This window comes from Falsirhodobacter sp. 20TX0035, from assembly GCF_028307215.1.
Lineage (GTDB): Bacteria > Pseudomonadota > Alphaproteobacteria > Rhodobacterales > Rhodobacteraceae > Falsirhodobacter.
In genome coordinates this window covers 544,661-571,496 of record NZ_JAQMHV010000001.1, presented here as the reverse complement: position 1 = coordinate 571,496, position 26,836 = coordinate 544,661, and the positions used below count along the sequence as shown (strand labels likewise).

Annotated in this window: 19 protein-coding genes and 1 pseudogene; 8 read left to right on the top strand and 12 right to left on the bottom strand. The window is 67.5% G+C overall.

The features are described from left to right. Positions 1-17 precede the first annotated feature (17 nt). From PIJ50_RS02935 to PIJ50_RS02900, 8 genes are all read right to left on the bottom strand, one after another. Positions 18-1,739: an ABC transporter permease subunit gene (locus PIJ50_RS02935; protein WP_271972534.1), complete on the bottom strand. Its 1,722-nt coding sequence runs from the start codon at positions 1,737-1,739 to the stop codon at positions 18-20. Then, a complete protein-coding gene (locus PIJ50_RS02930; RefSeq protein ID WP_271972532.1) occupies positions 1,736-3,190 on the bottom strand; it encodes an ABC transporter substrate-binding protein in 1,455 nt (484 codons plus the stop codon). The genes PIJ50_RS02935 and PIJ50_RS02930 overlap by 4 nt, the downstream gene beginning before the upstream one ends. Before the next feature lie 16 nt (positions 3,191-3,206). Further along, entirely contained in the window at positions 3,207-3,992 is a 786-nt protein-coding gene (locus PIJ50_RS02925; protein ID WP_271972530.1) for an ABC transporter ATP-binding protein, read from the bottom strand. After that, positions 3,989-4,786 carry an ATP-binding cassette domain-containing protein gene (locus tag PIJ50_RS02920; protein WP_271972528.1) on the bottom strand — a complete coding sequence of 266 codons (798 nt, stop codon included), beginning with the start codon at positions 4,784-4,786 and terminating at the stop codon, positions 3,989-3,991. The genes PIJ50_RS02925 and PIJ50_RS02920 overlap by 4 nt, the downstream gene beginning before the upstream one ends. 205 nt (positions 4,787-4,991) lie before the next feature. After that, positions 4,992-6,512 (bottom strand): ATP-binding cassette domain-containing protein, encoded by a 1,521-nt coding sequence (locus tag PIJ50_RS02915; protein WP_271972527.1) that lies wholly within the window; start codon positions 6,510-6,512, stop codon positions 4,992-4,994. An 8-nt stretch (positions 6,513-6,520) separates the two neighbouring features. Next, complete coding sequence (locus PIJ50_RS02910; RefSeq protein WP_271972526.1) at positions 6,521-7,576, bottom strand: P-loop NTPase family protein; 1,056 nt, start codon at positions 7,574-7,576, stop codon at positions 6,521-6,523. A 90-nt stretch (positions 7,577-7,666) separates the two neighbouring features. Next, entirely contained in the window at positions 7,667-8,347 is a 681-nt protein-coding gene (locus tag PIJ50_RS02905; RefSeq protein ID WP_271972524.1) for an anti-sigma factor family protein, read from the bottom strand. Positions 8,348-8,389: 42 nt separating this feature from the next. Beyond that, complete coding sequence (locus tag PIJ50_RS02900) at positions 8,390-8,881, bottom strand: RNA polymerase sigma factor (RefSeq protein ID WP_271972523.1); 492 nt, start codon at positions 8,879-8,881, stop codon at positions 8,390-8,392. 123 nt (positions 8,882-9,004) lie between these two features. Between PIJ50_RS02900 and PIJ50_RS02895 the strand changes: the two genes are divergently transcribed. The 8 genes and pseudogenes from PIJ50_RS02895 (at position 9,005) to PIJ50_RS02860 (ending at position 22,183) form a co-directional block, all read left to right on the top strand. After that, the gene (locus PIJ50_RS02895; protein ID WP_271972521.1) at positions 9,005-10,435 is read left to right on the top strand and encodes a S8 family serine peptidase; all 1,431 of its coding nucleotides are present in this window, start codon (positions 9,005-9,007) and stop codon (positions 10,433-10,435) included. 372 nt (positions 10,436-10,807) lie between these two features. Then, positions 10,808-11,068, top strand: a pseudogene (locus PIJ50_RS02890) (transposase); the annotation flags it as partial. Between the two features lie 146 nt (positions 11,069-11,214). Next, on the top strand, positions 11,215-11,442 hold the full coding sequence (locus PIJ50_RS02885) for a hypothetical protein (protein ID WP_271972520.1): 228 nt from the start codon (positions 11,215-11,217) through the stop codon (positions 11,440-11,442). Between the two features lie 520 nt (positions 11,443-11,962). Continuing rightward, entirely contained in the window at positions 11,963-13,690 is a 1,728-nt protein-coding gene (locus PIJ50_RS02880; protein WP_271972518.1) for a type I secretion system permease/ATPase, read from the top strand. Beyond that, positions 13,687-14,973, top strand: coding sequence for an HlyD family type I secretion periplasmic adaptor subunit (locus tag PIJ50_RS02875; RefSeq protein WP_271972517.1), 1,287 nt, complete (start codon positions 13,687-13,689; stop codon positions 14,971-14,973). Before PIJ50_RS02880 ends, PIJ50_RS02875 begins: the two co-directional genes overlap by 4 nt. Positions 14,974-15,091: 118 nt before the next feature. Continuing rightward, the gene (locus PIJ50_RS02870) at positions 15,092-20,365 is read left to right on the top strand and encodes an ExeM/NucH family extracellular endonuclease (protein ID WP_271972515.1); all 5,274 of its coding nucleotides are present in this window, start codon (positions 15,092-15,094) and stop codon (positions 20,363-20,365) included. 161 nt (positions 20,366-20,526) lie between these two features. Beyond that, positions 20,527-21,075, top strand: coding sequence for a HupA family protein (locus PIJ50_RS02865; RefSeq protein WP_271972513.1), 549 nt, complete (start codon positions 20,527-20,529; stop codon positions 21,073-21,075). 52 nt (positions 21,076-21,127) lie between these two features. Further along, positions 21,128-22,183 carry a hypothetical protein gene (locus PIJ50_RS02860; RefSeq protein ID WP_271972511.1) on the top strand — a complete coding sequence of 352 codons (1,056 nt, stop codon included), beginning with the start codon at positions 21,128-21,130 and terminating at the stop codon, positions 22,181-22,183. Here the strand turns inward: PIJ50_RS02860 and PIJ50_RS02855 are convergent. From PIJ50_RS02855 to PIJ50_RS02840, 4 genes are read right to left on the bottom strand one after another with little or no spacing between them, the layout of a single operon-like run. Further along, positions 22,164-23,261, bottom strand: coding sequence for an ABC transporter ATP-binding protein (locus PIJ50_RS02855; RefSeq protein WP_271972509.1), 1,098 nt, complete (start codon positions 23,259-23,261; stop codon positions 22,164-22,166). The two genes, PIJ50_RS02860 and PIJ50_RS02855, sit on opposite strands and share 20 nt — an antisense overlap. A 3-nt stretch (positions 23,262-23,264) precedes the next feature. Further along, a complete protein-coding gene (locus PIJ50_RS02850) occupies positions 23,265-24,410 on the bottom strand; it encodes a carbohydrate ABC transporter permease (RefSeq protein ID WP_271972508.1) in 1,146 nt (381 codons plus the stop codon). Continuing rightward, the gene (locus tag PIJ50_RS02845; RefSeq protein WP_271972506.1) at positions 24,410-25,396 is read right to left on the bottom strand and encodes a carbohydrate ABC transporter permease; all 987 of its coding nucleotides are present in this window, start codon (positions 25,394-25,396) and stop codon (positions 24,410-24,412) included. The genes PIJ50_RS02850 and PIJ50_RS02845 overlap by 1 nt, the downstream gene beginning before the upstream one ends. Beyond that, on the bottom strand, positions 25,393-26,766 hold the full coding sequence (locus tag PIJ50_RS02840; protein ID WP_271972505.1) for an ABC transporter substrate-binding protein: 1,374 nt from the start codon (positions 26,764-26,766) through the stop codon (positions 25,393-25,395). Before PIJ50_RS02840 ends, PIJ50_RS02845 begins: the two co-directional genes overlap by 4 nt. Positions 26,767-26,836: the final 70 nt, after the last annotated feature.

The following is a 26,836-nucleotide window of genomic DNA, read 5'->3' as shown; positions in this document are numbered from 1 at the left end:
GTCGTGCTGACTGGGGCTCACCGCCGTGTCATCGAGACCAGCGAGACGCCCAGCACCGAAATCAGCGCGAGGGCCAGCACCGAGGTCAGGACGGCCAGCGGCGCCCGCTCCACATAGGGCAGCGCGTCGGCGAGGATCAGGCCCCATTCCGGCGACGGGGGCCTTGCGCCGAGGCCAAGGAAGCCGAGCGCGGCCAGCGCGAGCGCGTTCCCCGGCAGGCGCAGCATCGCGTGGCGCAGCACCGGCCCGAAGATGGCCGGCAGGATCGATCGGGGGATCAGCCGCAACGGCCCGACACCAAGGATGGGCGCGATTCGGACATGGGGCTGGGCGCGCGCCTCGGTCACCAGGGCGGCGGTGTGGGCGGCCAGCGGGGCCCATGCGACGGCCGTCACGGCAAGCAGCGCGCCGGGGGCGCTTGGCCCCATCGCCGCCACGACGATCAGCGCGGCGATGGTGGGAGGCGTGGCCTTTGTCACCTCGATCAAGCCGATGGCAAGGCGGGGCATCAGCCCCATCCCCAGCCCGATGAACAGGGAGATCAGCGTCACCAGCACCGCCATCCCGACCGTGGACAGCGCCCCATGCGCGATCCGCGCCAGCACGTCGCGCCCCAGACCGTCGGCCCCCAGCGGCAGATCAAACCCGGGCGGCTGCAGCCGAAGGAACTGGGACGTGAACGGATCGCGCGGCAGCCCTGCGGCCAGCAGCACCAGCAGGATCACGACCACGGCGGCAGGCACCAGCCAAAGGCGCGGGTCGGGTGGCAGCGGCACGACCCGTGCCACCGGCAGGGCGCCCATGTGCAGCGCCCGTCCCAGCAGCGCCACGCGGATCAGGTTCGCGACCACGCCGATCACCAGCGCGTTCAGCAGCAGGATCAGGATCCCCGCCTGCAACGCCGGCAGATCCTGCGCCGAGGCTGCGCCCAGCACCGCCCGGCCCAGACCGGGGATGGAGAACACCTGCTCCACCGCGATGGCGCCGCCGGTCATGCCCACCACGATCATGCCCATCTGCGGCATCAGCGCGGGCAGGCTGCGGCGCAGCACCGCCCGCGCGATCTGCCTGCGCGAAAAGCCCGCCACCGCCCATGTGGCGATCCAGCGTTCGTGAAAGGTCGCCGCGACGGCGTTGGTCAGAAGCCGCCCCAGCAACCCGCCCCCCGGCAGGCCGAGTGCCAGCGCCGGCAGCACCACATGCGCCGGACCCTGCCAGCCATAAGGCGGTAGCCAGCCCAGCCAGACCGAGAATACGACAAGGAACAGCGCCGACAGCATGAACTCCGGCATCGCGGTCAGGCTGGCCGCCACCGTGCCCGAGGAGCGGGTGTCGCGCCCCCGCAGCCCGCGCCGCATCGTCGGTCCGGCCAGCAGCACCGCCGTGACCAGCGCCACGGCAAAGGCCGCCGACATCAGCGTGAGCGACACGCCAAGCGCCTTGACCATCCCGGGCAGGACCGGAGCGCCGGAGATCCACGAGGTGCCCCAGTCCCCCTGCGCCAGCCCCGCGAACCAGCCGCGCATATGCGCCACTGGTCCTTCCGCCAGCCCGAGCCTGTCGCGAAGGGCGGCCAGCGCCTCGGGCGAGGCGTCCTGTTCGCCCATCCGCGCGCGCAGGATGCTGCGGGCCGGATCGCGGCCCGAGATCCACGGCAGCATCGCCACCAGCACCATCACGGCGCACAGCGTCACCCCCCGCGACAGCGCGGGGGTCAGGCGGTCGAGGGTGCGGATCATTCGGTCAGCGTCGTGTGTTCGGTCACGATCATGCGTTCGCGCGGGTCACGCTCGGCCCCGGCCACGCCCGCCTGCTCGCCCTGCATCACGCGTTCATGCAGCAGCGGGATCGCGCCGTCGGTGGCAAGGATCGCGGCCTCGGCCTCGATGATCGCCTGACGACGCTCGGCGCCTGCGGGGGCCAGCCCCGCTTTTTCCAGCGCCGCATCGACCGCCGGATCGCACAGCTGGCCGATGTTGAACGACCCCTCGCAGGAAAAATCCGCGACCATGTAGGCGACGGGATCGCCGGAATCGAGCACCGTGGCGCGCGACAGGATGAAGATGTCGAAGGCACCGGCTAGCGCGTCGGCCTCGATATGGGCGTATTCGCGGACGTCCTGCTCCACCTCGAAGCCGGCGGCGGTCAGTTGCTGGGCGATCAGCACCGCCACCTCGGGCAGTTCGGCGCGGTCGGTGAAGGTGCCGATGGTGATCTTCGCGCCGTTCGCATTGCTCGCCGCGACATGGTTCACCGGTCCGCGCAGCCCGTCGGCCCAAGGCAGGGCAGGGCCCAGCAGCCCGCGCGCCTCATCCGCGCGCCCTTCATAGACGGTGCGGACGATGGCGGCCCGGTCCACCGCCTCGCGCACGGCGGCGCGCAGGGCGGGATCGGCCAGCGGGCCCTTGGCGGTGTTCACGTAAAGCGTGTTGGTGCGCGGCATCGGCACCTCGTGGATCAGGTCCGGGTCGATCAGCGCGGCCTGGCTGACGGGAACCGCCTCCACGATGTCCGCCGTTCCGGTTCGCAGGGCCGCACCGCGCGCGGTGCCGTCGCCCACGTAATCGGCATCAATGCCCGACAGCTTAGCCCGTTCACCCCAGTAGCCGTCGAACCGGTCCAGATGCGCGCTGGTCACGCCTTCGATCGCGGTCAGCACGAAGGGCCCGGTGCCCGCCCGGGTCGGGACCACGGTGCCGTCAGGGCGATAGGCGGCCTCCGCCAGAATGGCCAGCTGCGGGCTGGACAGGCGGTTCGGCAGCAGCGGATCGCTCACCTCCGTCCGCACCAGAACGGCGTCCCCGTCCACGGTCGCGGTCATCTTCACCCCGTTCAGGATGCGCGGCACGGGCACCGCTTGCGTGGCGGTGGTCAGCGAGGCCACGACCCGCTCCGGCGTCAGGTTCGTGCCGTCATGGAACGTCACGCCCTTGCGGATGACGAAGCGCCAGGAATGGTCGTCCACCCGGCTCCATTCCGTGGCAAGGAACGGCTGCGGATCGCCATCCGCGTTCAGGCGGATCAGCGTTTCGGCGGTGGACCAGCGCGACAGCTTGAACGCGTCGTCCGTCAGCGGGTTCAGGCCCGAGCGTGGCGGCTGCAGCATCGCCAGATGGATGCGCGGATCCTCGGCCCGGGCCGTGCCCGCAAGTGTCAGGCCGATCAACGCAGCGCCCAGCATCAGTTTCATGGGGAGGGTCCTTGGTTCAGGCCGCGGCGGTCATCGGCGGTGCGGCGTTCAGAAGTTCGCGGGTGTGGATGTGATGCGGATCGCGCAGCAGGTCACGAACGGGCCGATCCTCCACGATGCGGCCCCCGTCCATGACCATCGCCCGGCTGCACAACCCCGCCACGACCGAGATGTCGTGCGACACCATCAGCAGGCCGGTGCCATAAGCGTCCGACAGGTTGCGCAGCACCTGCACGACCTGCGCGCGGATCGTCATGTCCAGCCCGCTGACGGGCTCGTCCGTCAGAAGGAGAACGGGACGGGTCGCGATCGCGCGGGCGATGGCCACGCGCTGCGCCTGGCCGCCCGAAAGTTCCTCGGGGCGACGGGACAGGAAGCGGGGGTCAAGGCCGACGCTGTCCAGCGCCTCCTCCGCCCGCCGGGCAGGATCGCAATCGACATGCAGGCGCAGCAGCGGTTCGGCCACAAGCTGCGCCACCGTCATCCGCGGCTCCAGCGAGGCGACGGGATCCTGCGGGACATACTGCACCGCGCGGCGATACCAGCGCAGGGCGGCCACGGGGCCGGCCGCAACCTCCCGTCCCTTGAACAGGATGTGGCCGGTCTGGGCGGCCTCCGTCGCCAGAAGGCAGCGGAGGAGGCTGGACTTGCCCGAGCCGGACGCCCCGACCAGCCCCACCCGCTCCCCCGCCTGAAGGTCGAAGGACAGGTCGTGCAACGCTGGCAGGGCCGCCGCCCGCCGCAGGAACCGGCGCGGGGCAGGGTAGGACAGAGACAGGCCACGCACGGATAGAACGCTCATGCACAAAGCCGTTCGCAGGCGATGCCGCAACTGGCCGCCGAGGCGACAAGGCGGCGGGTGTGGGCATGCTGTGGCGCGGTCAGCAGGCGCGGCATCGGCGCCTCCTCCACCACGCGGCCCGCCTCGATCACCAGCGCGCGGTCGCACAGGTGGGCGGCGGCGTGCAGGTCATGGGTGATGAACAGAAGTCCCGGCCCGCCCGGTGCCTGCGTCACCTCTCGCAGCACCCGCAGGATCTGCGCCTGCGTGACCATGTCGAGCGCGGAGGTCGGCTCGTCCGCGATGATGACGGGCGCGTCGCAGGCCAGCGCGATCGCGATGCAGACGCGCTGGCGCTGCCCGCCCGAAAGCTCGGGCGAGATGCGGCGGGCGATCTGGCCGGGGTCGGGCAGGCCAACGCGGTCCAGAAGCCGCAGCGCTTCGCCACGGGAGTCGGTGCGACCCATTCCACGGCGGCGCAAGGGTTGTTCGATCTGGTAGCCGACCGTCGCCAGCGGGTTCAAAGCCGACAGGGTGTCCTGCATAACCATCGCCGGCCGCGCCTCCAAGGGCCGCGACAATGCCGGGGCGTGGATGACCTCGGTCCCGTCCACCCGCACCGACCCGGACACGACCGCGTGCCTTGGCAGCAAGCCAAGCGCCGCACAAGCGGTCATGGACTTACCAGAGCCGGACTCGCCCAAAAGCGCGACGCATTCGCCCCGCGCGACAGTCAGGCTGATGCCGTCAAGGATGCGCTGCCCGCCAAGCGAGATGCAGAGCTGTTCGATGAAAAGGACGGAGAGAGCGGGCACGTCAGGTCTCGACACTTCGATTTCGTAATGTGATACAATCACATTACCAAGAGCTCAATGCGCAGTATCGTTCTGGTGCGGCAAATTTATAAAGCACCGTTTGACGATCAAGGTTCTGAACGCCGACGCTGCTCGACCTTATCTGCCGCCGGTGGTGCCGTCGGAGGATGGAGCAAAGCCAAAATCGAAAGTCTAACGGTGCAGATCATCGTGCCGCTACGAGGACCCTGAACGTCTCTTCCTGTTTCGTGATCAGCATCGTCGCTCCGCAGTCGTCGTAAAGCCTCAGGAGCATCGGGTCGTCGGCTCCGCGTGCCGCGGGGTGATCGATCACGACGAGGTCTGGTTTCGACAAAGCGGCGCGGGCAAGCCCAAGGGCCAGTTGCTCCTGAAGGGAAAGATCCTGTCCACCCTCCAGGATCCTCGTCTTCGTGCTGCCGCGGCGGTCCAGCAGGGGGCCGAGGCCATAGGCGCGGGCCACCTTGCGGATGTGCTTGGGGTCTGGGCGGGGAGAGATCCCGATGGTCAGCGCGCGCCGGAGGCTGCCTTTCAGGACCAGCGGCGCGGACGAGACATGAAGGATGCGGGGCAAAGTGCCCGCGGTGGGCCCATACAGGACCTCGCCTTCCGCGGGACGATCCTGACCCGCCAGCACACGTGCCAGCGCGCTCTTCCCCGATCCCGGTGGGCCTGCGAGGACCGCCAGCGCCCCGGCCGGTATATCCACGGACGCCCGTGCGCCGCCTGCCAGTCGGCCGTCGAACTGCACCGGCACCGCCCGCCCGCGGGGCTGGATGGACCGCAGCGCACTGTCGCTGGCAAACAGCCGTTCGCACGCGGCGCGCGTCACGGACCACGCGCACCACCGGTCCCAGATGCCCGTCAGGTCGCGCAGGGGCAGCGCGATGATCGACAGGATCGCAAGTGCCGCCGCCGCCTCGGCCGGTGGCACGCGCAGGCGGGCCGCGGTCCACAGGATCAGCCCGCCGCCGCAGACGGACCCCAGATGGGGCAGCAGGCGCATCACCTCTATCTGGCGGCGGCGGTCGACGGCGGCCGTGGCCAGATGGCGGCTTTGATGGTCCAGCTGCTTCAGTTCCTGCGAGGTGCGGGCGGCGAGGTCGAGTTCGGGGGCCAGCGCCACCCGTTCCATCATGGCGGCGGCAATCCTGCCGCGCCGACGCCGCAATACCCGGTGGCGCGATCCGAGGCCCGCGGCCAGGACGACCGCGATCAGCAAGAACACCGCCATCGGCGCAAGACCCGCCAGCGCCAGCGCCGGAACCAAAAGGACGAACGCCGCCACCGCCGCCAGAAGCACGAACACCGCCGACACCGACTGCGCGACGCCCGCCCCGGCCCATTCGCGCGCCGCGCTCAGATCCCCCACGAAGCGGAGGGACAGGTGTCCCATCCGGCGGGCGGAAAGGTCCGACCGGCTCATCCCCGCGATGTGGGCGTAAAGGTTGCGCCGAAGCGAGGCGGCAAAGGACTGGCCTAGGCGTTCGGCCCGCACGCGTTGCCGGAGGTGAAGGGCGGCCACCGCCGCCCCGCCGCTGACCAGCCCGGCGAACACCACGGGCGGGGGCATCATGCCCGCCGCCAGCGCCGAAAAGGCCCCGCGCGTCGCCCAGGCCACCAGCCCGAGTGCCACGCCCTGAAGGATGCCGAGGAGCGCGATGATCCGCAGGCTTCCGGCCCGGCCCTCGGCCGCGATCTTCGGCATCCCGCGCATCAAGCGGCCTGCGACTTCGCACGGCGCAGAAGGGTGGCGACCAGCGCTTCGGCCACCTCGGCCGTCGCCAGTTCCTCCCGGCCGTGGTGTGGCACGCCGGTCGCGGCCACCGCCTCGGCCTGACCCAGCGGCGAGCATGTGACCATCCCCGAGACGGCGAAGGGCCGCAGCCCGTGCGCGCGCAGCACCTCCACCCCTCCCAGCGAACCCAGGGCGTCGGGAGCCGCGAACAGGATCCCGTCCATCCGGTCGCGGATCGCGGATCCGCGCAGGATCGCGCCCGTCTCGGCCTGGAAGACGCCGTCGGCGATCTCCACCACCACGATCTCGGCGCCGCGGGCGGCGGCGGTGCCGACCAGCGTGCGGAACCCGTCCTCGATCCGGGACAGGGGCATGCGGTAGGTGGTGGGCATACCGGCATCGGTGAAGTCGGTGGCGGGCACGCCCGCATCCTCGAAGGCGTTGAAGTCGCCGAAGGCGCCGGTTCCGGTCGCCTTGACGCCTGCCACGCGGAACCCGGCGCGGGTCAGGCCATGGGCAAGGCTGACGGCTGCCGTGGTCTTGCCCGCGTTCATCGACGCGCCGAAGACGCCGATCACCGTCACGTCGTCAGGGATGTCGGCGGTGGGCAGGGCAGAGCCGGCGACGTTGATCCGCTCTCCCGCAATGTCCGTCAAGATGCCCAGAACCTCCAGTTGCGTGGGCAGGGCCATGCGGACATGGGCGTGGCGCATCTTGCCGACAATGCCGCCCCCGGCCAGCAGGTCCGCGCCCGGACCCTCCAGCACGGCATGGCCCTCGAACTGGTCGGGGGCGTAACGGTCGCCCAGGCACAGGACGATCAGGTCGCCGCGATAAAGTTCCGACGTGCGGCGATCCGCAAGCTGAAGCTTGCGATGCTGGCCCAGAAGCTGGACCCGGCACAGCACCAGATCGCCCGCCTGCGCGGCGGCAAGATCGGCCGAAAGTCCGGCCACGTCGCCGCGGTTCACGCGGCGGGTGGTGAAGCTCCATTTCAGGGTGGAAAGCGGGGGCAGGCAGGTGTCGATGGTCATGGCGCATCTCCTCTGTCGCGCGGTTGTGCCGAGGAGACGCATGGGGCGGGGTCTTATTCCCGCCCGCGCAAAAATTTTCGCGGCGCGGGGTCAGAGGCCGCTCAGCGCCTCCGCCTCGGCGGCGGGATCCAGCGCGGGTCCGGCCTCTGCCCCGGTGAACCACGCCTCCAGCGCGTCGCCCGACGATACCGGGGCATACCCGTCCGACCCACCGCCGGCGACGGCAAGCCGCAGGTCCCACGCCCCCTCCGCATGACAGGCGACAGAGGTGAGGCGACGCCCGTCCGCTCCGTCATGCTCGAACTCCCGGCACAGGGTGCCGTCGGCGGTGCGGAAGGTGGAGATGACGTGAAGCGTGCCGTCCCCGACCGTCGCCTCCTCGCCCGCGGGAACGGAGGACAACGCGGCGGCCAGATCCCCCACCGTGCCGAAAACCGGCGACATGGGCCGCGCGAAAAGCCCCGCACCCAGTCCGACCGCCAGCGCCACCGCGGCTGCGGCGGGCAGTTGCCAGCGCCTGTGGCGGCGCGGTGCCAGCGGCACCACATTGGCGGCAGGTGCGGTGTCGGACAGGGCGCGGATGCGGGCCGCAAGGGCATCGGGCACTGGCGGGGCGGTCAGGCCGGACAGGGCCGCGCGGCTGGCGGTGAACAGGCGCAGGCGTTCGCGCAGGGCCGGATCCTCCGCCACGCGGGCTGCCACGTCGCGCGCCTCGGCGGGATCAAGCTCTCCGTCGGTAAAGGCCATCAGTCGTTCGTCGGTGATCTCCATGTCACGCTCCTGCAGCGGGAATATGGGTATACGTTCGGGCCATCAGCTTATTCCCAGCGTTTTCGCGACGGCCAGCCGGGCGCGGGACAGCCGGCTCATCACCGTGCCTACGGGGATGCCCAAGATGGCGGCGGCCTCGGCATAGCTCAACTCCTCCACGCAGACGAGGAGCATGACCTGCCGCTGATCGTCCGGCAACCGGTCCAGCGCGGATTGCGCGGCCCCCAGCATCAGCGCGGTTTCGGTCACCGCCGCCCCGTCGATCACGGCCGCCTCGGGCATGTCATGGATGTCCACGCTGTGGCCGCGCACGCGGTCCCGCCGGGTCTGGTCGATGAAGGCGTTGCGCAGGATGCGGAACAGCCACGCTTCCATCCGGATCGCGGGGTCATAGCCGTGGCGACCGGCCAGCGCGCGCTCGGCCGTGATCTGCACAAGGTCGTCCGCCGCATCCGCCCGTTGGGTCAGCGACAGCGCAAACCGGCGCAGGTTGGGCAGAAACGCAATCAGGGTTTCGGTGAAGGGATCGGTCATGGCGGGTGCGGCTCTTTCACGCAGCGACAGTCCGTGGCGGGAATGAAAGTCGTGGCTGACACGTCTGTAGCGGGCGGGCCACGATCTGGCCAGCCGCCCCCCCTGCGACAAAAGGATGCCTGCATGACCACCCGGACCGGCCGACTGCTTCTTCTGGCGCTTCTGGCCGCCTTCGCCGCCGCAAGCGTCGACCCGCGTCTGGTGCCTGCGGGCATGGCCTGGGCGGACGACGATGAGGGGGGCGATGATGACGGTAACGACGATGATGATGGCGGCGATGACGACGATGCTGATGATGACGGTGGGGGTGGTGGCACGGGCGGCGGCAGATCGTCGTCCGCGGACGATGGCGGCGGGGACGACGACGACCGACCGCGCCTCCTGCGACGGGTCTTTCCGCGCCAAGAGCCGCCCCCCGTCATCCGCCGCGCCGCACGACCCGCCGCCCCGGTCCCGCCCCCGCCGACGCGCCGCGAGGAGATCGTCGCGATGGACCTGTCGGCCGCCGACCTTGGGGTTCTGGTGTCGGAAGGTTTCACCGTTCTGGAGGAACAGGTTCTTCCTGCCTTCGGCGTCACGCTGCGGCGGCTGCAGGCGCCCCGGGCCATGACCCTGGAGGCCGCACGCGACCGGATCCGTCGGCTGGACACCGGCCGGGAGGCCGACTTCAACCATTTCTATCGCGGAGAGGCGGGCGACTGCACGGGCCCGCATTGCGCAAGCGTGGCCCAGATCGGCTGGGCGCTTCCTTCCACACGGGAGGGCTGCGGGGCCGACATCCTCATAGGGATGATCGACACCGGCCTGAACGCCGACCACGACACATTCGAGGGAGCGCGGCTGGAGATCCACCGCATGGGTCCCGACGCCGCCCCTTCGGGCGAGATGCACGGAACATCGGTTGCGTCCCTTTTGGTGGGGGCCCCGGGCGGCCGGTCGCCGGGGCTGGTGCCGGACGCCCGCCTTCTGGCCGTCGACGCATTCGAAAAGGTGCGCGGGGACGAACGCGCGGATGCCTTCGTGCTGATCCGGGCGCTGGCCCACCTGATCGAGCGCGATGTCGCGGTGATCAACCTGTCGCTGGCCGGGCCCGCGAACGACGTGCTGGAGGGGGCGGTCACGCGTCTGGTGGCAGAAGGCGTCGTGATCGTGGCGGCCGCCGGCAATGGCGGCGCGCGGGCCAAGCCTGCTTATCCCGCGGCCTATGACGGCGTCCTCGCCGTGACGGCGGTGGACGGCAAGGGCGAACCCTACCGCCGTGCCGGGCGGGGTCCGCATCTGGATCTTGCCGCGCCCGGTGTGGAGGTTTGGACCGCTGCGTCCATCAGCGGGGGGCGTCCCAAAACGGGCACCTCCTTTGCGGCCCCATTCGTGACCGCCGCTGCGGCGCGCCTGTTGCAGGCGGATACGGACGCCACGCCGGTGGACATCGCCCGCCGGCTTGCCGACCGGGCCAAGGATATGGGCGCGCCCGGCCATGACGAGGTGTTCGGCCACGGTCTCGTCCCAGCCGTGACGTGCTTGGCGGATGGGCCCGTTCCCAAGGCAGAGTGAGGACATCAATGGCCGTATTTTGTCATCCTTGCGGAGACGTCGCGGTTATAGCTGAGACGCTTGATCCGACCGGCTTACGATAGCACCTGCATCAAGCTCTTCGTGTCGAGAATTGCATGAAGCAGACTCTATATTCTGACGAGAATTGATAGCGGGTTGACAACTCCCACGGGCATTCAACACGAAACAATGTTCATAGGAGAAGCCGCCTTCGCACTCCCATCCGAAGGCGCCCATGGACACAAAATTTTCCCGGTTCCTTCGAGCCGGAGGAACCGGCACTTACACTCTTGCTTTGCGTCCTGAGAACTGGACCGTTTGAAGCTGGAGTTCTCGGCTAACATTCCCTGGCTGGGAGAAGAGCTGAGAACGATGAAGGCATCGAAGCTCACGGACGCGCAAAAGGCGTTCATCCTGAAGCAGGGCGAGGAGGGCACATCGTTTGCCGAGAACTGTCTCAAGGCAGGGGTCGGACAGTCGACCAACCTTGCCTGAAAGAAGAAGTATGGCGGTCGGCTGGCGGACGAGATGCGCCGGCTGAAGCAGCTCGAAGACGAGAACGCGCGGTTGAAGCGGATCGTGGCGGACCTGACCTTGGATCGCCAGATGCCCGCCTCCGTCCTGCGCCGCGAGAAGAGGTTGTAATAGGCCGGGAAGTCGAAGAACAGGTGCCGTCCCAGCGTCGACAGGTCGTGGGCCGAGGCGAAGTGGCCCCCCCGCGTTCTTGAGCAGGCAAAGCGTCAAGGTGTCGTCGGCATCCACTACATTAGTGCCAGCACATGTTCTCGGACACAGGCCGTGCCGCGAACCGTGTCGTGCTCGCCTCGTTCAAGGTCGTCTTGAAGGACCCGGGGTGGTCTTTGATCCTGTCCAGTATTCCGGATCTTGCAAAGCATATCGAGAACGACGAAACGTCGGAGGAGCGCCGGCAGCTGAGGTATCTGCTGGGGCTTGCCCACTTCGGCCTGATCCATCCGGCGCGGGACTTTGGCAAATTGAACACCTAGGCCTACAGCTGCGCCGACAAGGCAGAAGTCATCTTCGACGACCTGTCGAACGCAGACTTCTTAGAGCGTTCTCCCTCATCCACGGCAGCCCTCGCGGCTTCTCGCCGTTCTCCATGAAGGACTATGAGGGATCATTCGATCAGGACAAGCTTCTGGAAGACCTGTCGAGCGATGGCTGAGCTCTCAGGAAAGCTCAGGAAGCAGGGCCGCTCCACGCGGACCCTTTCACTTTTGAGATCGCGTAGAAGGTCCGTGTGCCATAGATTGTGCAGATTTACACCACCGGCAGGCAAGATCGTGAGGCGAATCTAATTCGCCACCAGATAAGTATCTGTACGATATTACGGATATTTATTTAGTTTTTCCAAGAGGACAAAATTATGCGCAATTGGCACTTGGATGCCCCGCGACACTGTCATCACATCGCCACATGAAGGTGTTAGGCTGTCCGCCGACCGCGTTCCGGGACCCCGTCGGGATCTGCGACGCCCTTTTTCGACGTGACGACCAGAAAGCCCCCATGACCCGAACCTCTTCCTCAAAAGGCGCAGCGGAGCTGCGCGCCGCCAATGGCAAGTTCCGCGCGCTCTGGGCCGCCATCTTCGTGTTCTCGGTCGTGGCGAACCTGCTGATGCTGGCGGGGCCGCTCTACATGCTTCAGGTCTACGACCGGGTGCTTCCGGCACGGTCGGTGCCCACGCTGGTGGCGCTGTCGCTGCTCTTGACGCTGATGTTCGTGGGGATGGGCTTTCTGGACTATGCGCGGGGCCGCCTGACGGCGCGGATCGGCGCCGGGTTCCAGAAGGCGTTGGAGCTTCGGGTGTTCCGCGCCAGCCTTCACCGCGGCTTGGTCGCGCCGGCGGACGTGAACGCGCGCGCCGCGCAGGGGGATCTGGGGGCGGTGCAGCGGGCCATCGCCTCGCCGGTGGTGCTGGCCTTCTGCGACCTTCCGTGGACGCCGTTCTTCATCGCGCTGATCTTCGTGTTCCACCCGTTCATGGGCTGGCTCGCTTTGGGCGGCGGGGTCGTTCTGGTCGCGCTGGCGCTGTTCAACCAGGCCAGCACGCGCGAAGCGTCCCGCCGGTCCGACATCGCGGGGATGGAGGCGGACCAGATCGCCAACGGCCTGAAGGCCGAAGTGGAAACCGTGCGCAGCCTGGGCATGGAAGGCGCGGCTTTCGCCCGCTGGCTGTGCGTGCGGTCGGACGCCACGGATCTGGGGCTGCGCACCGCGGACCGGTCGGGCGCCTTCAGCGTGTCCACCAAGACGCTGCGGATGTTCCTGCAGTCGGCCATGCTGGGCATGGGCGCCTGGCTGGTGATCCAGGGCGAACTTGGGGCGGGCGCGATGATCGCCAGCTCCATCCTGCTGGGCCGGGCGCTGGCCCCGATCGAGACGGTCATCGGCCAGTGGGGCCTTGCCGCCCGCGCGCGCGAAGGCTGGATGCGCCTGTCGCAGCTGCTGGAGCAGACGCCCCCCGTCGAACCCCGCACCCCGCTGCCCCGCCCCCAAGCGCGGATCGAGGTGAGCGGTCTGGTCGTGCGCGCCCCCGGCGAACAGACGCCCCTGCTGCGCGGCATCTCCTTTCACGCCGAACCGGGGCAGGCCGTGGGCGTGATCGGCGCGTCGGGGTCGGGCAAGACCTCGCTCGCCCGCGCGCTGACGGGCCTGTGGACCCCGGCAAGCGGAGAGATCCGTCTGGGCGGCGCCACGCTGGACCAGTATGACCCGGACGTGCTGGGCGGCATGATCGGCTATCTTCCCCAGCGCGTCAGCCTGTTCGCCGGAACCCTTGCCGAAAACATCGCGCGCCTGTCGGGCGACGCCGATCCGGCCAAGGTGGTGGAGGCGGCGCAGAAGGCCGGCGCGCATGACATGATCCTGAAGCTGGCCGACGGCTACGACACGCAGGTGTCGGCGCTGGGCGGGAAGCTTTCGGGCGGGCAGGTGCAGCGCGTGGGTCTGGCGCGGGCGCTCTACGGCGATCCGGTCTTCCTTGTGCTGGACGAGCCGAACTCGAACCTCGACAGCGAGGGGACGCTGGCGCTGAACACCGCGATCCGTGGCATCAAGGACCGGGGTGGCGTGGTCTTCATCATGGCCCACCGTCCGGCCGCGATCCAGGAATGCGACACGCTGCTGATGCTGGAGGCCGGCACCCGCCGCGCCTTCGGCCCGCGCGACGCGGTGCTGCGGGACACGGTCCAGAACCACACCAGCCTTGTGGGCCGGAAGGGGGCCGCATGATGACCGGAACCCGGACGCCCCTGATCCTGGGGTTCGCGACCATTGCCGTGCTGTTCGGTGGCTTCGGCCTGTGGTCGGTGGCCACGAAGCTGGACGGCGCCGTCATTGCCGCGGGCCAGGTGCAGGTGCAGGACCGCCGGCAGGTTGTCCAGCATCCCGATGGCGGGGTAGTGGAGGAGATTCTTGTGAAGGAAGGCGACAGCGTGGCGGCAGGCGACCTGCTGCTGCGGCTGGACGGGTCGGACCTTCAGTCCGAGCTGGCCATCGTGGAAGGCCAGCTGTTCGAGATCCTGGCTCGCCGCGGCCGGTTGGAGGCCGAGCGTGACGATGCACCCGACGTGGTCTTCCCCGATCTTCTTCTGGCCGAAGCGGCCACGCGGCCCGAAATCGTGTCGCAGATGACGGGCCAGCAGACGCTGTTCGACGCCCGTCGCGAGACGATGGAGCAGGAGATCGCGCAGATCGGCCGCCGCAGCGCGCAGGTGACCAGCCAGATCGAAGGCGTGGACGCCCAGCTGGCCGCGCTGGTCACGCAGCGCGACCTGATCGCGCAGGAACTGGACGTCCAGAAGATCCTTCTGAAGCAGGGCCTGACCCAGCTGAGCCGCGTTCTGTCGCTGGAGCGCGAGGAAGCGCGCCTTGCGGGCGAGGCGGGGGATCTGACCGCCCAGCGCGCCGAGGCCGAAAGCCGCCGGACCGAAAACGATCTGGAGGTCCTGCGCCTGCAGAAGACGCGCCGCGAGGAGGCGATCACCCAGCTGCGCGAGTTCGGCTATCAGGAACTGGAACTGGTCGAACGCCGCCGCGCGCTGACGCAGAAGCTGTCGCGGCTGGACATCCGCGCCCCGGTGGCGGGCATCGTGCTGGACATGGCCACCACCACGCCGCGTTCGGTGCTGAAAGCCGCGGATCCCGCGCTCTATCTGGTGCCCCAGGACCGTCCGCTGATCATCATGGCGCAGGTGTCCCCGATCGACGTGGACGACGTGCGCGCCGGGCAGGGGGTGCAGCTTGTCTTCTCGGCTTTCCCGTCGCGCACCACGCCGCATCTGGAGGCGCAGGTCGTCACCGTTTCGGCCGACGCGCTGCAGAATCAGGAAACCGGCCAGCAGTATTACCGGGTGGAGGTGCAGCCCCTGCCGCAGGAACTGGCCCGGCTGGACGGGCTGACGCTGGTTCCGGGGATGCCGGTGGAAACCTACATCCGCACGGGCGAACAGACCCCCTTGGCCTATCTGACGCAGCCGCTGATGGTCTACTTCTCCAAGGCCATGCGAGGATAGGCCCACGGGGCAATCCTTTACGTCACGTTAAGGTCACCAAAACTTTATAATCCTGTTCGATCACTGTTAGGTGATAAGATTAGCCTCCGCGTGAATGTGTTTTTACGCTGGAGACGAAATGTCCGATCTTATCATCACGGGAATCTTCGACGGCCCGCTGACCGGCGGTCTGCCCAAGACGATCGAACTCTTCGTGCGGAACGATGTCGCCGATCTGTCCGCCTATGGTGTGGGTTCGGCCAGCAATGGCGGCGGTTCCGCCGGGGTGGAGTTCACGCTGCCCGCCGTGGCCGCGTCCGCCGGGGACTACATCTACATCTCCAGCGACGAGGCCGGTTTCACCGAATATTTCGGCTTCGCTCCCGATTACACGACAAGCGTGATGAACGTGAACGGCGATGACGCCGTCGAACTGTTCCTGAACGGCACGCTGGTCGACACGATCGGCACCGCCACCCAGGACGGCACGGGCACGGAATGGGATCACATGGACGGCTGGGCCGCCCGCAAGCCGGGCGCCGCCCCCAGCGCAGTCTTCGACGCGACGCAGTGGACGTTCTCGGGCGTGGACGCCAATGATGGCCAGACCTCCAACGCCACCGCGACCAAGCCCTTCCCGCTCAAGAGCTATGCCGAGGCTGCGTCGCTGCAGATCAACGCCGTGCTGGGCAGCACCACCGGCACCGATCCGGAATATGTGGAATTCACCGGCACACCCGGCGCCTCGCTGGAAGGCTACAGCGTGATCGTGGTGGAATCGGACGCGGGCACCGAAAACGGCCGCATTGACGCAAGGTTCGACTTCACGGCCGAGCATGTTCTGGGTGAAAACGGCGTGTTCCTGCTGGGCAACACGCTGGTCGCCTCCACCTTCGGCGTGACGCCGAACGCCGAACTGTCGGCCGACTTCATCGAGAATTCCAGCTACACCATCGCGCTGGTGGAAACCGCCTCCCTCACCGGCACCACGGTGGCGGGGACCGAGGTCGTGGCCGACGCCGTCACCGTGACGGATGGCGACGCGGGCGACACCGGCTTCTTCGATGCGCCGGTCGTGGGTCCGGAAGGCACCTTCCTGCCGGCCGGCTTCCGCCGCGACGGCGACACCTTCACCCAGCTGGACTTCAACAACGATCCGGCCATCAACACCCCCACGGCCGGAACGGTCACGGTCGATCCTGCCGATTACACTGCCGTGAAGATCCACGAGATCCAGGGCTCCACGAACCTCGCCGACGGCACGCTGGTCGGTGTGGCGGGGGCGGATGACGAAAGCCCGCTTCTGGGCCAGGACGTGCGCATCCAGGGCGTCGTCACGCAGGTGTTGACGGGCCTTGGCGGCTACTACGTGCAGGAAGAAACGGCTGACGCCGATGCGGACGCCTTCACCTCCGAAGGCATCTTCGTGCGCGGATCGACCGAAGGGATCACGGCCGGCGCGCTGGTGACCGTGTCGGGCCGCGTCGCCGAATTCTCGGGCGAGACGGGGCTGTCCGCTGCCGCCGTGACCGTGGACGGCACCGCCGACCTGCCCGAAGCGACCGTGGTCACCTTCCCGACCGCGACCGTCCTGCAGGACGCCGACGGCGATTACGTCGCCAACCTTGAAGCCTATGAAGGCATGCTGGTCACCATCCAGCAGGACATGACGGTGGGCGAGCTTTACAACACCGACCGCTTCGGCACGATCCGCGTGTCGTCCGATGGCCGGATCGAGACGTTCACCCAGAACAACGCCCCCAGCGTCGAAGGCTACCAGCAGTTCCTGAAGGACACCGCCGCCCGCTCCATCGTGCTGGACGACGGCTCCACCGCCCAGAACCCGAAAGACATCCTGGTGCCGGGTCTGGGCGAGGACGGCAAGCTGAGCGCGGGCGACGAGTTCCGCATGGGCGACGTCTACACCAGCGTCACCGGCGTGGTCAGCTTCTCCGAAGACAGCGCGTCGTCGAGCGAGGAGCCGGAATACCGCATCAACCTGCCCGTGGCGGAGCTGGAGCAGCAGAACCCGCGCGAGGACGCCCCCGAGGTCGGCGGCACGCTGAAGGTCGCAAGCTTCAACGTCCTGAACTACTTCACCACGCTTGAGGGCACAACGGGGGCCAATGGCACGCTCGACCCGCGCGGCGCGAACAGCGAAGAAGAGTTCGCCCGGCAGCAGGCCAAGCTGGTGGCCGCGATCAACGCCATCGACGCCGACGTGATCGGCCTGACCGAGATCGAGAACGACCCGCTCGGCTCCACTTCGCTGGTCGCGCTGGTGGCGGCCCTGAATGCGGCGGGCGGCACCTATGCCTATGTGGACGCGGGCGTGATCGAAGGCGCCATGGGCGGCACGCTGGAAGGCGACGCGATCAAGAACGGCTTCCTCTACAACACCGAAACCGTGAGCCTGACCGGCGACGTCGCGATCCTGGACGAGACGGTGGACGCCGACTTCCAGACCGTGAACACGCAGCGCCCCTCTCTCGCGCAAACCTTTACGGAAATCGCGTCGGGCGAAAGCTTCACCGCCGTCATCAACCACCTGAAGTCCAAGGGCTCCGTCGTGGACGGGGACGTGGACATCGGTGACGGGCAGGGCGCCAACGCCGATGTGCGCGAAGCGGCGGCCAAGGCGCTGGTCGACTGGCTGGCCACCGATCCCACCGGCACGGGCGAAGAGGACATCCTCATCCTCGGCGACCTGAACTCCTACGCCATGGAAGACGCGATCACCGCGATCCGCGCCGGTGCCGACGACGCTGCCGGGACCGCCGATGATTACACCAACCTTGGGGCCGAACTGGACCCGACCGGCACCAGCTATGTCTTCGACGGGCAAGCCGGCACACTGGACTACGCGCTGGCCAATGGCAGCCTGAAGGGCCAGGTCACCGGCGCACAATACTGGAACGTCAACTCGGACGAGGCGGACGCCTTCGACTACAACACCGACTTCGGCCGCGACACGTCGCTGCTGACGGCCGATCCCTACCGCGCCTCGGACCACGACCCCATCGTCGTAGGTCTGGATCTGGGCGAGCCGGCGGTGGTTGAGCCGGAGATCTTCACGCTCGAAATCCTGCACATGTCGGACCAGGAGGGCAACGGCACCTCCGTCGTCTATGCACCCAACGCCGCCAAGGTGATGAACGCGCTGGAAGCGCAGGATCTGGGTAATGACGGGGTGGCCGACAACACGATCCGCCTGTCCTCGGGCGATGCGATCATCCCGGGGGCGTTCTACGACGCCTCGGCCGCGGTCTTCGGTTCGGGCGGGATCGGCGACATCCAGATCCAGAACGAACTGGGCTTCGAAGCCATCACGCTGGGCAACCACGAGTTCGACAAAGGCACGCAAGCGCTGGCGGGCCTGATCTCGGGCGATGCGATGGGCAACTTTGACAAGCTGGTCGGCAGCACGCTGGAGGGCAAGGACTTCACCGGCACCGACATGCCGTATCTGTCCACCAACCTGAACCTGTCGGGCGACCAGTATCTTGCACCGCTGGCGACGGCGGGCGGTCAGGCACCGCAGGCGAACAAGATCGCCAGCTCCACCGTGATCGAGAAGGGCGGCGAACTGATCGGCGTCGTGGGCGCCACCACGCCGACGCTAACGCGCCTGTCCTCGACCGGCGGCGTGACGGTCGAACCGCTCTGGGCCGGGACGACGCCGACGGCGGCCGAACTGGACGCGCTGGCGGCCGATATCCAGACCGAGGTGGACGCGCTGCTGGCCGCCAACCCGACCATGAACAAGGTCATCCTGCAAGCCCACATGCAGGTGATCGACGTGGAACTGGAACTCGCCGCGCGGCTGAAGGGTGTGGACGTGATTCTGGCGGGCGGATCGAACACGCGCCTTCTGGACGAGAACGACACCCCCGTCGGAGATGACGAGGTTCAGGGCACCTATCCGACCTTCGTGGAAAACGCCGACGGAGGCATGACCGCGGTCGTCAACACCGACGGCAACTACAAGTATGTCGGCCGCCTGGTCGTGGACTTCGACGCCGAAGGCAAGGTCATCGCCGACAGCTACGATCCGGAAGTGTCCGGCGCCTATGCCACCGACGACGCGGGCGTGGCCCGTCTGGACGCCGAGGACATGGGCGACGCCGAGGTGCAGGCCATCGCCGACGCGCTGGAGGCGCAAATCATCGCAACGCAGGGCAACGTCTTCGGCGTGTCGGACGTGTTCCTGAACGGCAACCGCACCGGCACCGGCGGGGCGAACGATCCGGACGGCGTGCGGTCGCAGGAAACGAACCTCGGCAACCTGACGGCGGACGCGAACCTCGCCTATGCCAAGGCGATCGACGACACGGTGATGGTGTCGATCAAGAACGGCGGCGGCATCCGCGCCTCCATCGGGGAAACCACGGTTCCGGCGGGCAGCACCGACTTCGTGCGCGGCCCGAACGGAGAGCTGCTGGACAGCGAAGGCAACCTGATCAAGCCGGAAGGCGGGATCAGCCAGGCCGACATCGCCTCGGCGCTGGCCTTCAACAACTCGCTGTCGATGGTGACGCTGACGCGGGCGGAACTGGTGGCGATCTTGGAGCACGGCGCCACGATCGGCGCGGGACAATTCGCGCAGCTGTCGGGCATCCAGTACAGCTTCGACCCGGATCTGGAAGCCGGTTCGCGCATCCTCAACGCCACGATCACGGATGCGGAGGGCAACGACCTTGACGTTCTGGTGAAGAACGGAGAGATCGCGGGCGACGCCGAAGGCCTGATCCGCATCGTGACGCTGAGCTTCATGGCCGATGGCGGCGACGGATACCCGTTCCCCGAAGGCGGTGGCCGGGACCGCGTCGATCTGGCGGACCTGAACGGTGACGGCGAGTCCGACGGCACGCGCGACGGCACGGCAACCTTTGCCGACAACGGGACGGAGCAGGACGCCTTCGCCGAATACCTGGCCGCAAACTACGCCACGCCCGAGACGGCCTATGACGAGGCCGATGGCGGCGCCGCGACCGACGACCGGATCCAGAACGTCAACCTGCGCGAGGATACCGTCCTCGACACCTTCGATTTCGTGCCGGGCACCGACGCCGCCCGCGACATCCTTGTCGGGACGGACGCGAACGAGATCTTCATCTCCGGCGCCGGGGCCTATGACCGCATGACGGGCGGCGCGGGGGCGGACATGTTCTTCTTCGGAGCCGAGGCGCTGGACGGCGTGCGCGAGCGCGACACGATCACCGATTACGAGGTGGGCGTGGACAAGATCGCTCTGGCCAGCGGCGTGTCCGTGTCGGCGGTGAAGATGCTGGGCGACATCGCGGTCGCCTACCTGAACGATCCGGAAAACCGGCAGGATGCGATCTACATCTACGGCAAGGATCTGACGGCGGAGAACGTGACCTTCACCGAATACGACCCGCTGATGGTCTGAGATCAAGGCCAAAGCCGGTCCCGGACAGGGCCGGCTTTGCCGGACTGCCACCTTCACGACATTCCTCACCGGCTTGTAACATTTCCGTCAAGAAGGGGTGTTACGGCTGTCCTTCACCGGCGGGCCCAAGGCCACGGCCGTCATGCATCTGGATTGAAAACATGTTCAAGAACTCTGGTTCCATCGCAGCTCTTCTCGTCGTCGCGGCCTTGGCCGCCTGCAGCGACTCGGATGGCGGCAGCAGCCGGGATGAATCCCCCAGCTTCGCCGAACTGGCGACCCGGAACGAGGAAATGGCCGACCGCGTCGCCGCGATGGCCGAAACCACCACGCTGCCCACCGCAGGCTCCGCCACCTATGAAGGCACGGGCGCCTTCAACGTGGGCGCGGACGCCTCCACCGACATGCTGGCCGAACTGACGCTGGAAGCCAACTTCGAGACGAGCGAAGTGGGCGGCGAATTCTCCAACTTCGTGGGCGCGGACGGTCGGGAGATCGGCGGCGAACTGACGGTTCAGGACAGCGTCGCCAACCTCAACGCCTTTGACGCGCAGGTGGCCGGCACGCTGGATGACAACGGTGCCAAAGAGGTCGACGCGCTGATGAGCGGCGCCTTCCGCGGCGCCGACGCCGAGGCCGTGTCGGGCACCATCGAGGGCACGATCGGTTCGGACACGCTGGGCGGCGATTTCGTGGCCGAGAAGAAGTAACACCACCACCGCCCCGGCCCCATGCGGCGGCCGGGGCCCTTTCGGCGCATAGATGAAGACAGTCCTGCTTTTCCTGATGCTGGCCGTGGCCTGCGCGTCAAGCGCGACCGCGCAGGTCAGGGCTGCGTCGATGCCGGAATGGCGCGGGGCCATCCTGTCCAGCTCGCAGCGGCTGATGCTGTTTTCCCTGCTGAAGACCCGTCCTGCCGGTTCGCTGTCCACGCAGAAGTTGATCGCGAACCGGCTGGGGCTGTTCCATCGACCCGGTGACGGTTTTGTCTTCGGCAAGCCGCGCCTGACGCTGGGCCCGATCCTCGAATACGATGAAAACGTGAACGGCGGCGTGCCGGGCGACAGCATCGTGATCGATCAGCAAAGCTTTGCCGTGAACAAGGACACGCGCGCCAAGGCCGCCTTCGTGATCGGGGCCCATACAAGCGCGACCCTGTCGATGGCCTATGACGAAGGCTCCACCCTCGATCTTCGGTTCTCCGCCGCGCTGCGCCACGCGCCCGCGGTGGACGTGACCCGCACCGCCGTGCGGATGTCCGCCTGCGCGAACGAATACCTGTCGCACTGGAACTGGCTCGTGCTGTGCGGGGGCTACAAGTATGACGACGCTCGCGACACGAACGACACCGAGGAGGGGCGCTTCGGATCGGTCGGGCTGCGCCGGGTTTTCGCCTCTTCTTTCGGCAGCCATGAGGCGACGGCAACGCTCACGAAGGACGTGCTGAGCGATTATGACAAGCTGTCGGTGTCGGCCTCGATGCTCAGCGCCATTCAGGGTGTGGGGGCGCTGTCCCTGTCGGCGACGTGGGGTGAACGGGTGGCGGGGGAAAACACCGTGACGCGTTCCGTGTCCGCCAGCCTGGTACGTCCGATCCTGGGCCAGTCGTCCCGCGTGTCACTGGGGTTCTATGAATCGGGGGGCGAGAACTTCTTCGGGATCGAGCGCCGGGACCGCACCGTCTCGTTCTCCATCAGCCGTGAAGTGCGCGAGGGGTTGTGGATCGGCATCGGCGCCCGCAACCGCGATTCCACGGCGGATGTGTATGATGAGAACGAGATGACGATCGACGCCTCCTTCACCGGGTGGCGCTTCTGACCCGCAGCGACTGCCCGTTCGCGAAGAGGTGCACGCGGGCGGGATCGGCGGTCAGGGCGACGGTGCTGTGCCGCGCCTGCCGATGGATGCCCGGAAGCTTGGCAATGACCCCGGGTCGGTTGCCTTCGGCCACGAAATACAGCAGCGTCACTTCGCCCAGCGCCTCCACGTAATCCACGGCGCCGGTGTAGATCGCAGCACCGTTCGTGGGCACGAGATCCTCGGGCCGGATGCCGACGTTGACCTGCCGGCCCATCGCGTCCGGTTCGGTCGGAATGGCGGAGAGGGCCACGCCCCCGCCCGCCAGCGTCACCTCGGTCTGCGCGCCCGTGGCGGTGATCCGACCCGGCAGCAGGTTCATGGAAGGAGAGCCGATGAACTGCGCCACGAACTCGTTCTTCGGCGCCTCGTACAGCTCCAGCGGGGTGCCGACCTGGCTGATGCCCTTGTCGGCCAGCACCACGATGCGGGTGGCCAGCGTCATCGCCTCCACTTGGTCGTGGGTGACGTAGATCATCGTGGCGTCGGGCATGCGCTCCTTCAGCTGCGCGATCTCGATCCGGGTCGCCACGCGCAGCGCGGCGTCGAGGTTGGAAAGCGGCTCGTCGAAGAGATAGACCTTCGGATCGCGCACGATGGCCCGCCCGATCGCCACGCGCTGGCGCTGCCCGCCCGACAGCGCCTTCGGCAGCCGGTCCAGATAGGGCGTCAGCTGCAGCGTGTCCGCCGCCGCCTCCACCTTCCGTGCCGCCTCGGCTTTCGGAACCTTGGCGATGTCGAGGGCGAAGGCCATGTTCTCGCGCACCGTCATGTGGGGGTAGAGGGCATAGCTTTGGAACACCATCGCGATGCCGCGCTGGGCGGGCGGCGTGTCGTTCACCACCCGGCCGTCGATCTCCAGCGTCCCGCCGGTGATCTTTTCCAAGCCCGCGATCATCCGCAGAAGGGTGGACTTGCCGCAGCCCGAAGGCCCGACGAAGACCACCAGCTCCCCCTGCCGGATGTCGAGGTCGATGCCTTTCAGCACGTTGGTGCCGCCATAGGATTTCGACACGTCGGTCAGTGTCACGTTTGTCATAGGTTAGCCCCCCTTGACCGACCCGGCGAGAAGGCCGCGGACGAAGTATTTCTGAAGCGAGAAGAAGACGATCAGCGGCACGATCATCGAAATGAACGCCGCCGCCGTCAGCAGTTCCCAGTTGTTGCCGCGCGAACCCAGAAGCTCCACGATCCGGCCCGTCATCACCATCTGGTCGTCCGAGGTGCCGAGGAAGACCTTGGCCACCAGAAGGTCGTTCCACGTCCACAGGAACTGGAAGATCCCGAAAGCCGCCAGCGCGGGCAGGGACAGGGGCAGGATGATCTTGCGGAAAATCTCGAAATCCGTGGCGCCGTCGACGCGCGCGCTTTCGATCACCTCGCGTGGGAGGCCGACCATGTAGTTGCGCAGAAGATAGATCGCGAGCGGCAGGCCGAAGCCGGTATGCGCCAGCCACGCCCCGATATAGCCGCGCCCAAGGCCGATGCCGTTGTGCAGTTGCAGTAGCGGGATCAGCGACAGTTGCAGCGGCACGACAAGCAGCCCCACGACCAGCGACACCAGAAGCGCGCGTCCCGGAAAGCTCATCCATGCCAGCGCATAGGCGGCATAGGCGGCCACGAGGATCGGGATCACCGTGGCCGGGATGGCGACGGTCAGCGTGTTCAGAAAGGACTGCCCCATCCCGTCGGCGTTCAGCACGGTGCCGTAGTTGCCGGTGGTGAAGTCCGGCGGCTCGGTCGAGGTGACGAAGACACGCACCCCGCGCGGGGGCGCGGTGCCGGCCGTGTCGCCCGACGCCACCTCGGGCGACGATACGCCTTCAAGACGGTAGCGACCGTCGGCCTGAACCGTCAGGGTGCCGCCGTCGGGGCGATCCGCCACCTCTCCCGGCGCGAATTCCGATGGCGCGACGGGTGAGACGCCGAAGGCCACCACCTTGCCCGTGCCGTCCCCGAAGACGTTGCCTTCCAGCACCGCCGCGCCGGGGACGGCAGAGCGCGCGGCCCATGTTTCCTGCTGCGGCGTCAGCGCCGTCCACCAGCCAGAGGTCTGCAGCTGCTCCGCATCCCGGAACGAGGAGATCAGAAGGCCGATGGTCGGGATCGTCCACAAAAGGACCAGAAGAAGGACGGCGATGTTCAGCGCCCAAGTCAGCCGTCCGCGCTTGCCTGCGATGTTCTCCATCAGTCGCGCTCCCTGCTGGCGTTGCGGATGTTCCAGACCATGATCGGCAGCACCGCGATCATGATAACGATGGCGATGGTGGCCCCGCGGTTGAAATCCCCCGCCCGGAACGACCAGTCGTACATCATGTTGGCCAGAACCTGCGTGCCCCACTGGCCGTTGGTGATGGCAAAGACGATGTCGAAGATCTTCAACACCATGATCGTGATGGTGGTCCAGACGACAAGGATCGTGCCGCGGATCTGCGGCACCTGGATGCGCCAGAACACCTGCCATGGAGAGGCACCGTCAAGTATCGCGGCCTCCACAGTTTCGTCCGGGATGCCGCGCAGGGCGGCCGACAGCAGGACCATGGCGAAGCCCGCCTGCATCCAGACCATGATGATCATCAGAAAGAACGTGTTCCAGACGGGCAGCGTCAGCCAAGCCTTCGGCGCAAAGCTCAGCGAGGTGACGATGGCGTTCAAAAGGCCGATCTGGGCCAGTTCCTCGGCCCGGAATTCGTAGATGAACTTCCAGATCACGGCGGCGCCGACGAAGCTGATGGCCATGGGCATGAAGATCAGAGACTTGGCGATGGCCCCCCACTTCACGGCGTCCGTCAGCTGCGCCGCGATCAGGCCGATGAAGGTGGCCATGGTCGGCACGAAGACCAGCCACAGCAGGTTGTTCAGCAGGCTTTCGCGGAACTTCGGATCGCCCGCCAGCCAGACGAAGTTGTCCAGTCCCACAAATTCCCCCCCGCGCGAGAAGGCGAGCCAGAGCGAGGCGAAGACCGGATAAACAAGGTAGATGCCAAGGAACAGTATCGCGGGTGCCAGGAAAAGCCACGGGCGGATGCGGCCCGACCGGCGCAGGTTGTGGGCGGCGTTGTCGCCGCGCGGCGGGAAGACGCGGTCCAGCAACAGGTTGGACAGCCAGAAATAGGCAAGGCATCCCGCGACGCCCACGATGATGGTGATACCAGCAAGAAGGATCTGGTTCATCCGTCCACTCCCCCCGTGCGGGCTAGGCTTTCCCACGTTTGTTCTATCATGCCGGCGGCCTCGGCGGCCGTGTCGCCGGCGACATAGTCGATCATCCCGGTCCAGAAGGCGGCGGCCCCGATCGCGCCCGGCATCAGGTCCGACGCGTCGAAGCGGAAGGTGTCGGCGTTGACCAGGATCTCGCCCATGCCCCTCAGCGTCGGATCGCCATAGGCATCAAGGTTCGCGGTTTTCAGCGGCGTCAGGAAGCCGGTCTGCGCCATCCACACCTCATGAGCGAGGGGGGTGCGCAGAAACTCAAGAAACGCCTGCGCCACCGGCGTGTCGCGGGTGAGCGAGAAGGTCGTGCCCGCGCCCAGCACCGGGCTGCCAAGCTCGGGCCGGCTGGCATAGGGCGGCATGTAGAAGAAATCGACATCGGTCCCAAACTCGGTCCCCGGGGGGAAGAACGACCCGATGAAGGACGCCTGATGCATCAGAAAGCAGCGCGGCGGGATGGAAAACAGGCCCGTCGGACTGTCGCGGTGGTCGATCCAGCCGACCCCGCCCGCGCCGCCATCGACAAAGGCGTCGGTCTTCGCGAACCAGCCGAATTCGTCGATGGCCTCCACCACGCGGGGATCGTCGAAGGGGATCTGGTGCGTGACCCACTGGTCATAGACTTCGGGCGGGTGGATGCGCAGCATCATGTCCTCCACCCAATCCGTGGCGGGCCAGCCGGTGGTGGCCCCGGCGCCAAGGCCGATGCACCAAGGGGTGCCGCCATCGGCGGCGATGCGTTCGGTGAGGGCCTTCAGGTCCTCCATCGTGCGGGGCACCTCATAGCCCAGCGCGGCGAAATTCTCGGGCGAATAGAAGACCAGCGACTTCACGTCGATCTTGTAGGGGAAGCCGTAGACATGGCTTTGCCCGTCAGAGCCGGGAAAGGTCACCAGCTCCACCCAGCTGTCGCCGGCGGCATAATTTTCGCGCAGCCAGTCGCCGGTGTCGGCGGGCAGGGGGGCCAGCTTGCCCTGCGCCGCCAGCCCGCGCGCCAGCCCCGGCTGGGGAAAGACCGCGATGTCGGGCGGCGACCCGGCCGAGGTGTCGATGACGATCTGCTGCTCGAAACTGTCCGATCCGGCATAGTTCACCGTGGCGCCCGTGGCGGCCTCGAAATACTCGAACACGCGGCGGAAGGTGACCTCGTCCTCGGCGGTCCAGGGGCCGGCGATGGTCACGCTCTGGCCCGTCAGGTCGTGGTCGGACTTGAACGCCTCGAACGACGCCCAGTCGAAACGCGGATCCTCGCCCGGGGGGAACAGCAGGTCCTGCGCCTGCGCCGTTCCGGCGGCCAGGATCAGCGCTGCGGACAGCAGCGGATGTCGCATGGGTGCCTCCCTTCCCGTGGGGTTCAGGACGAACAGCTAGGTCCTTTGGCGAATGGATCAAATTCGCGCG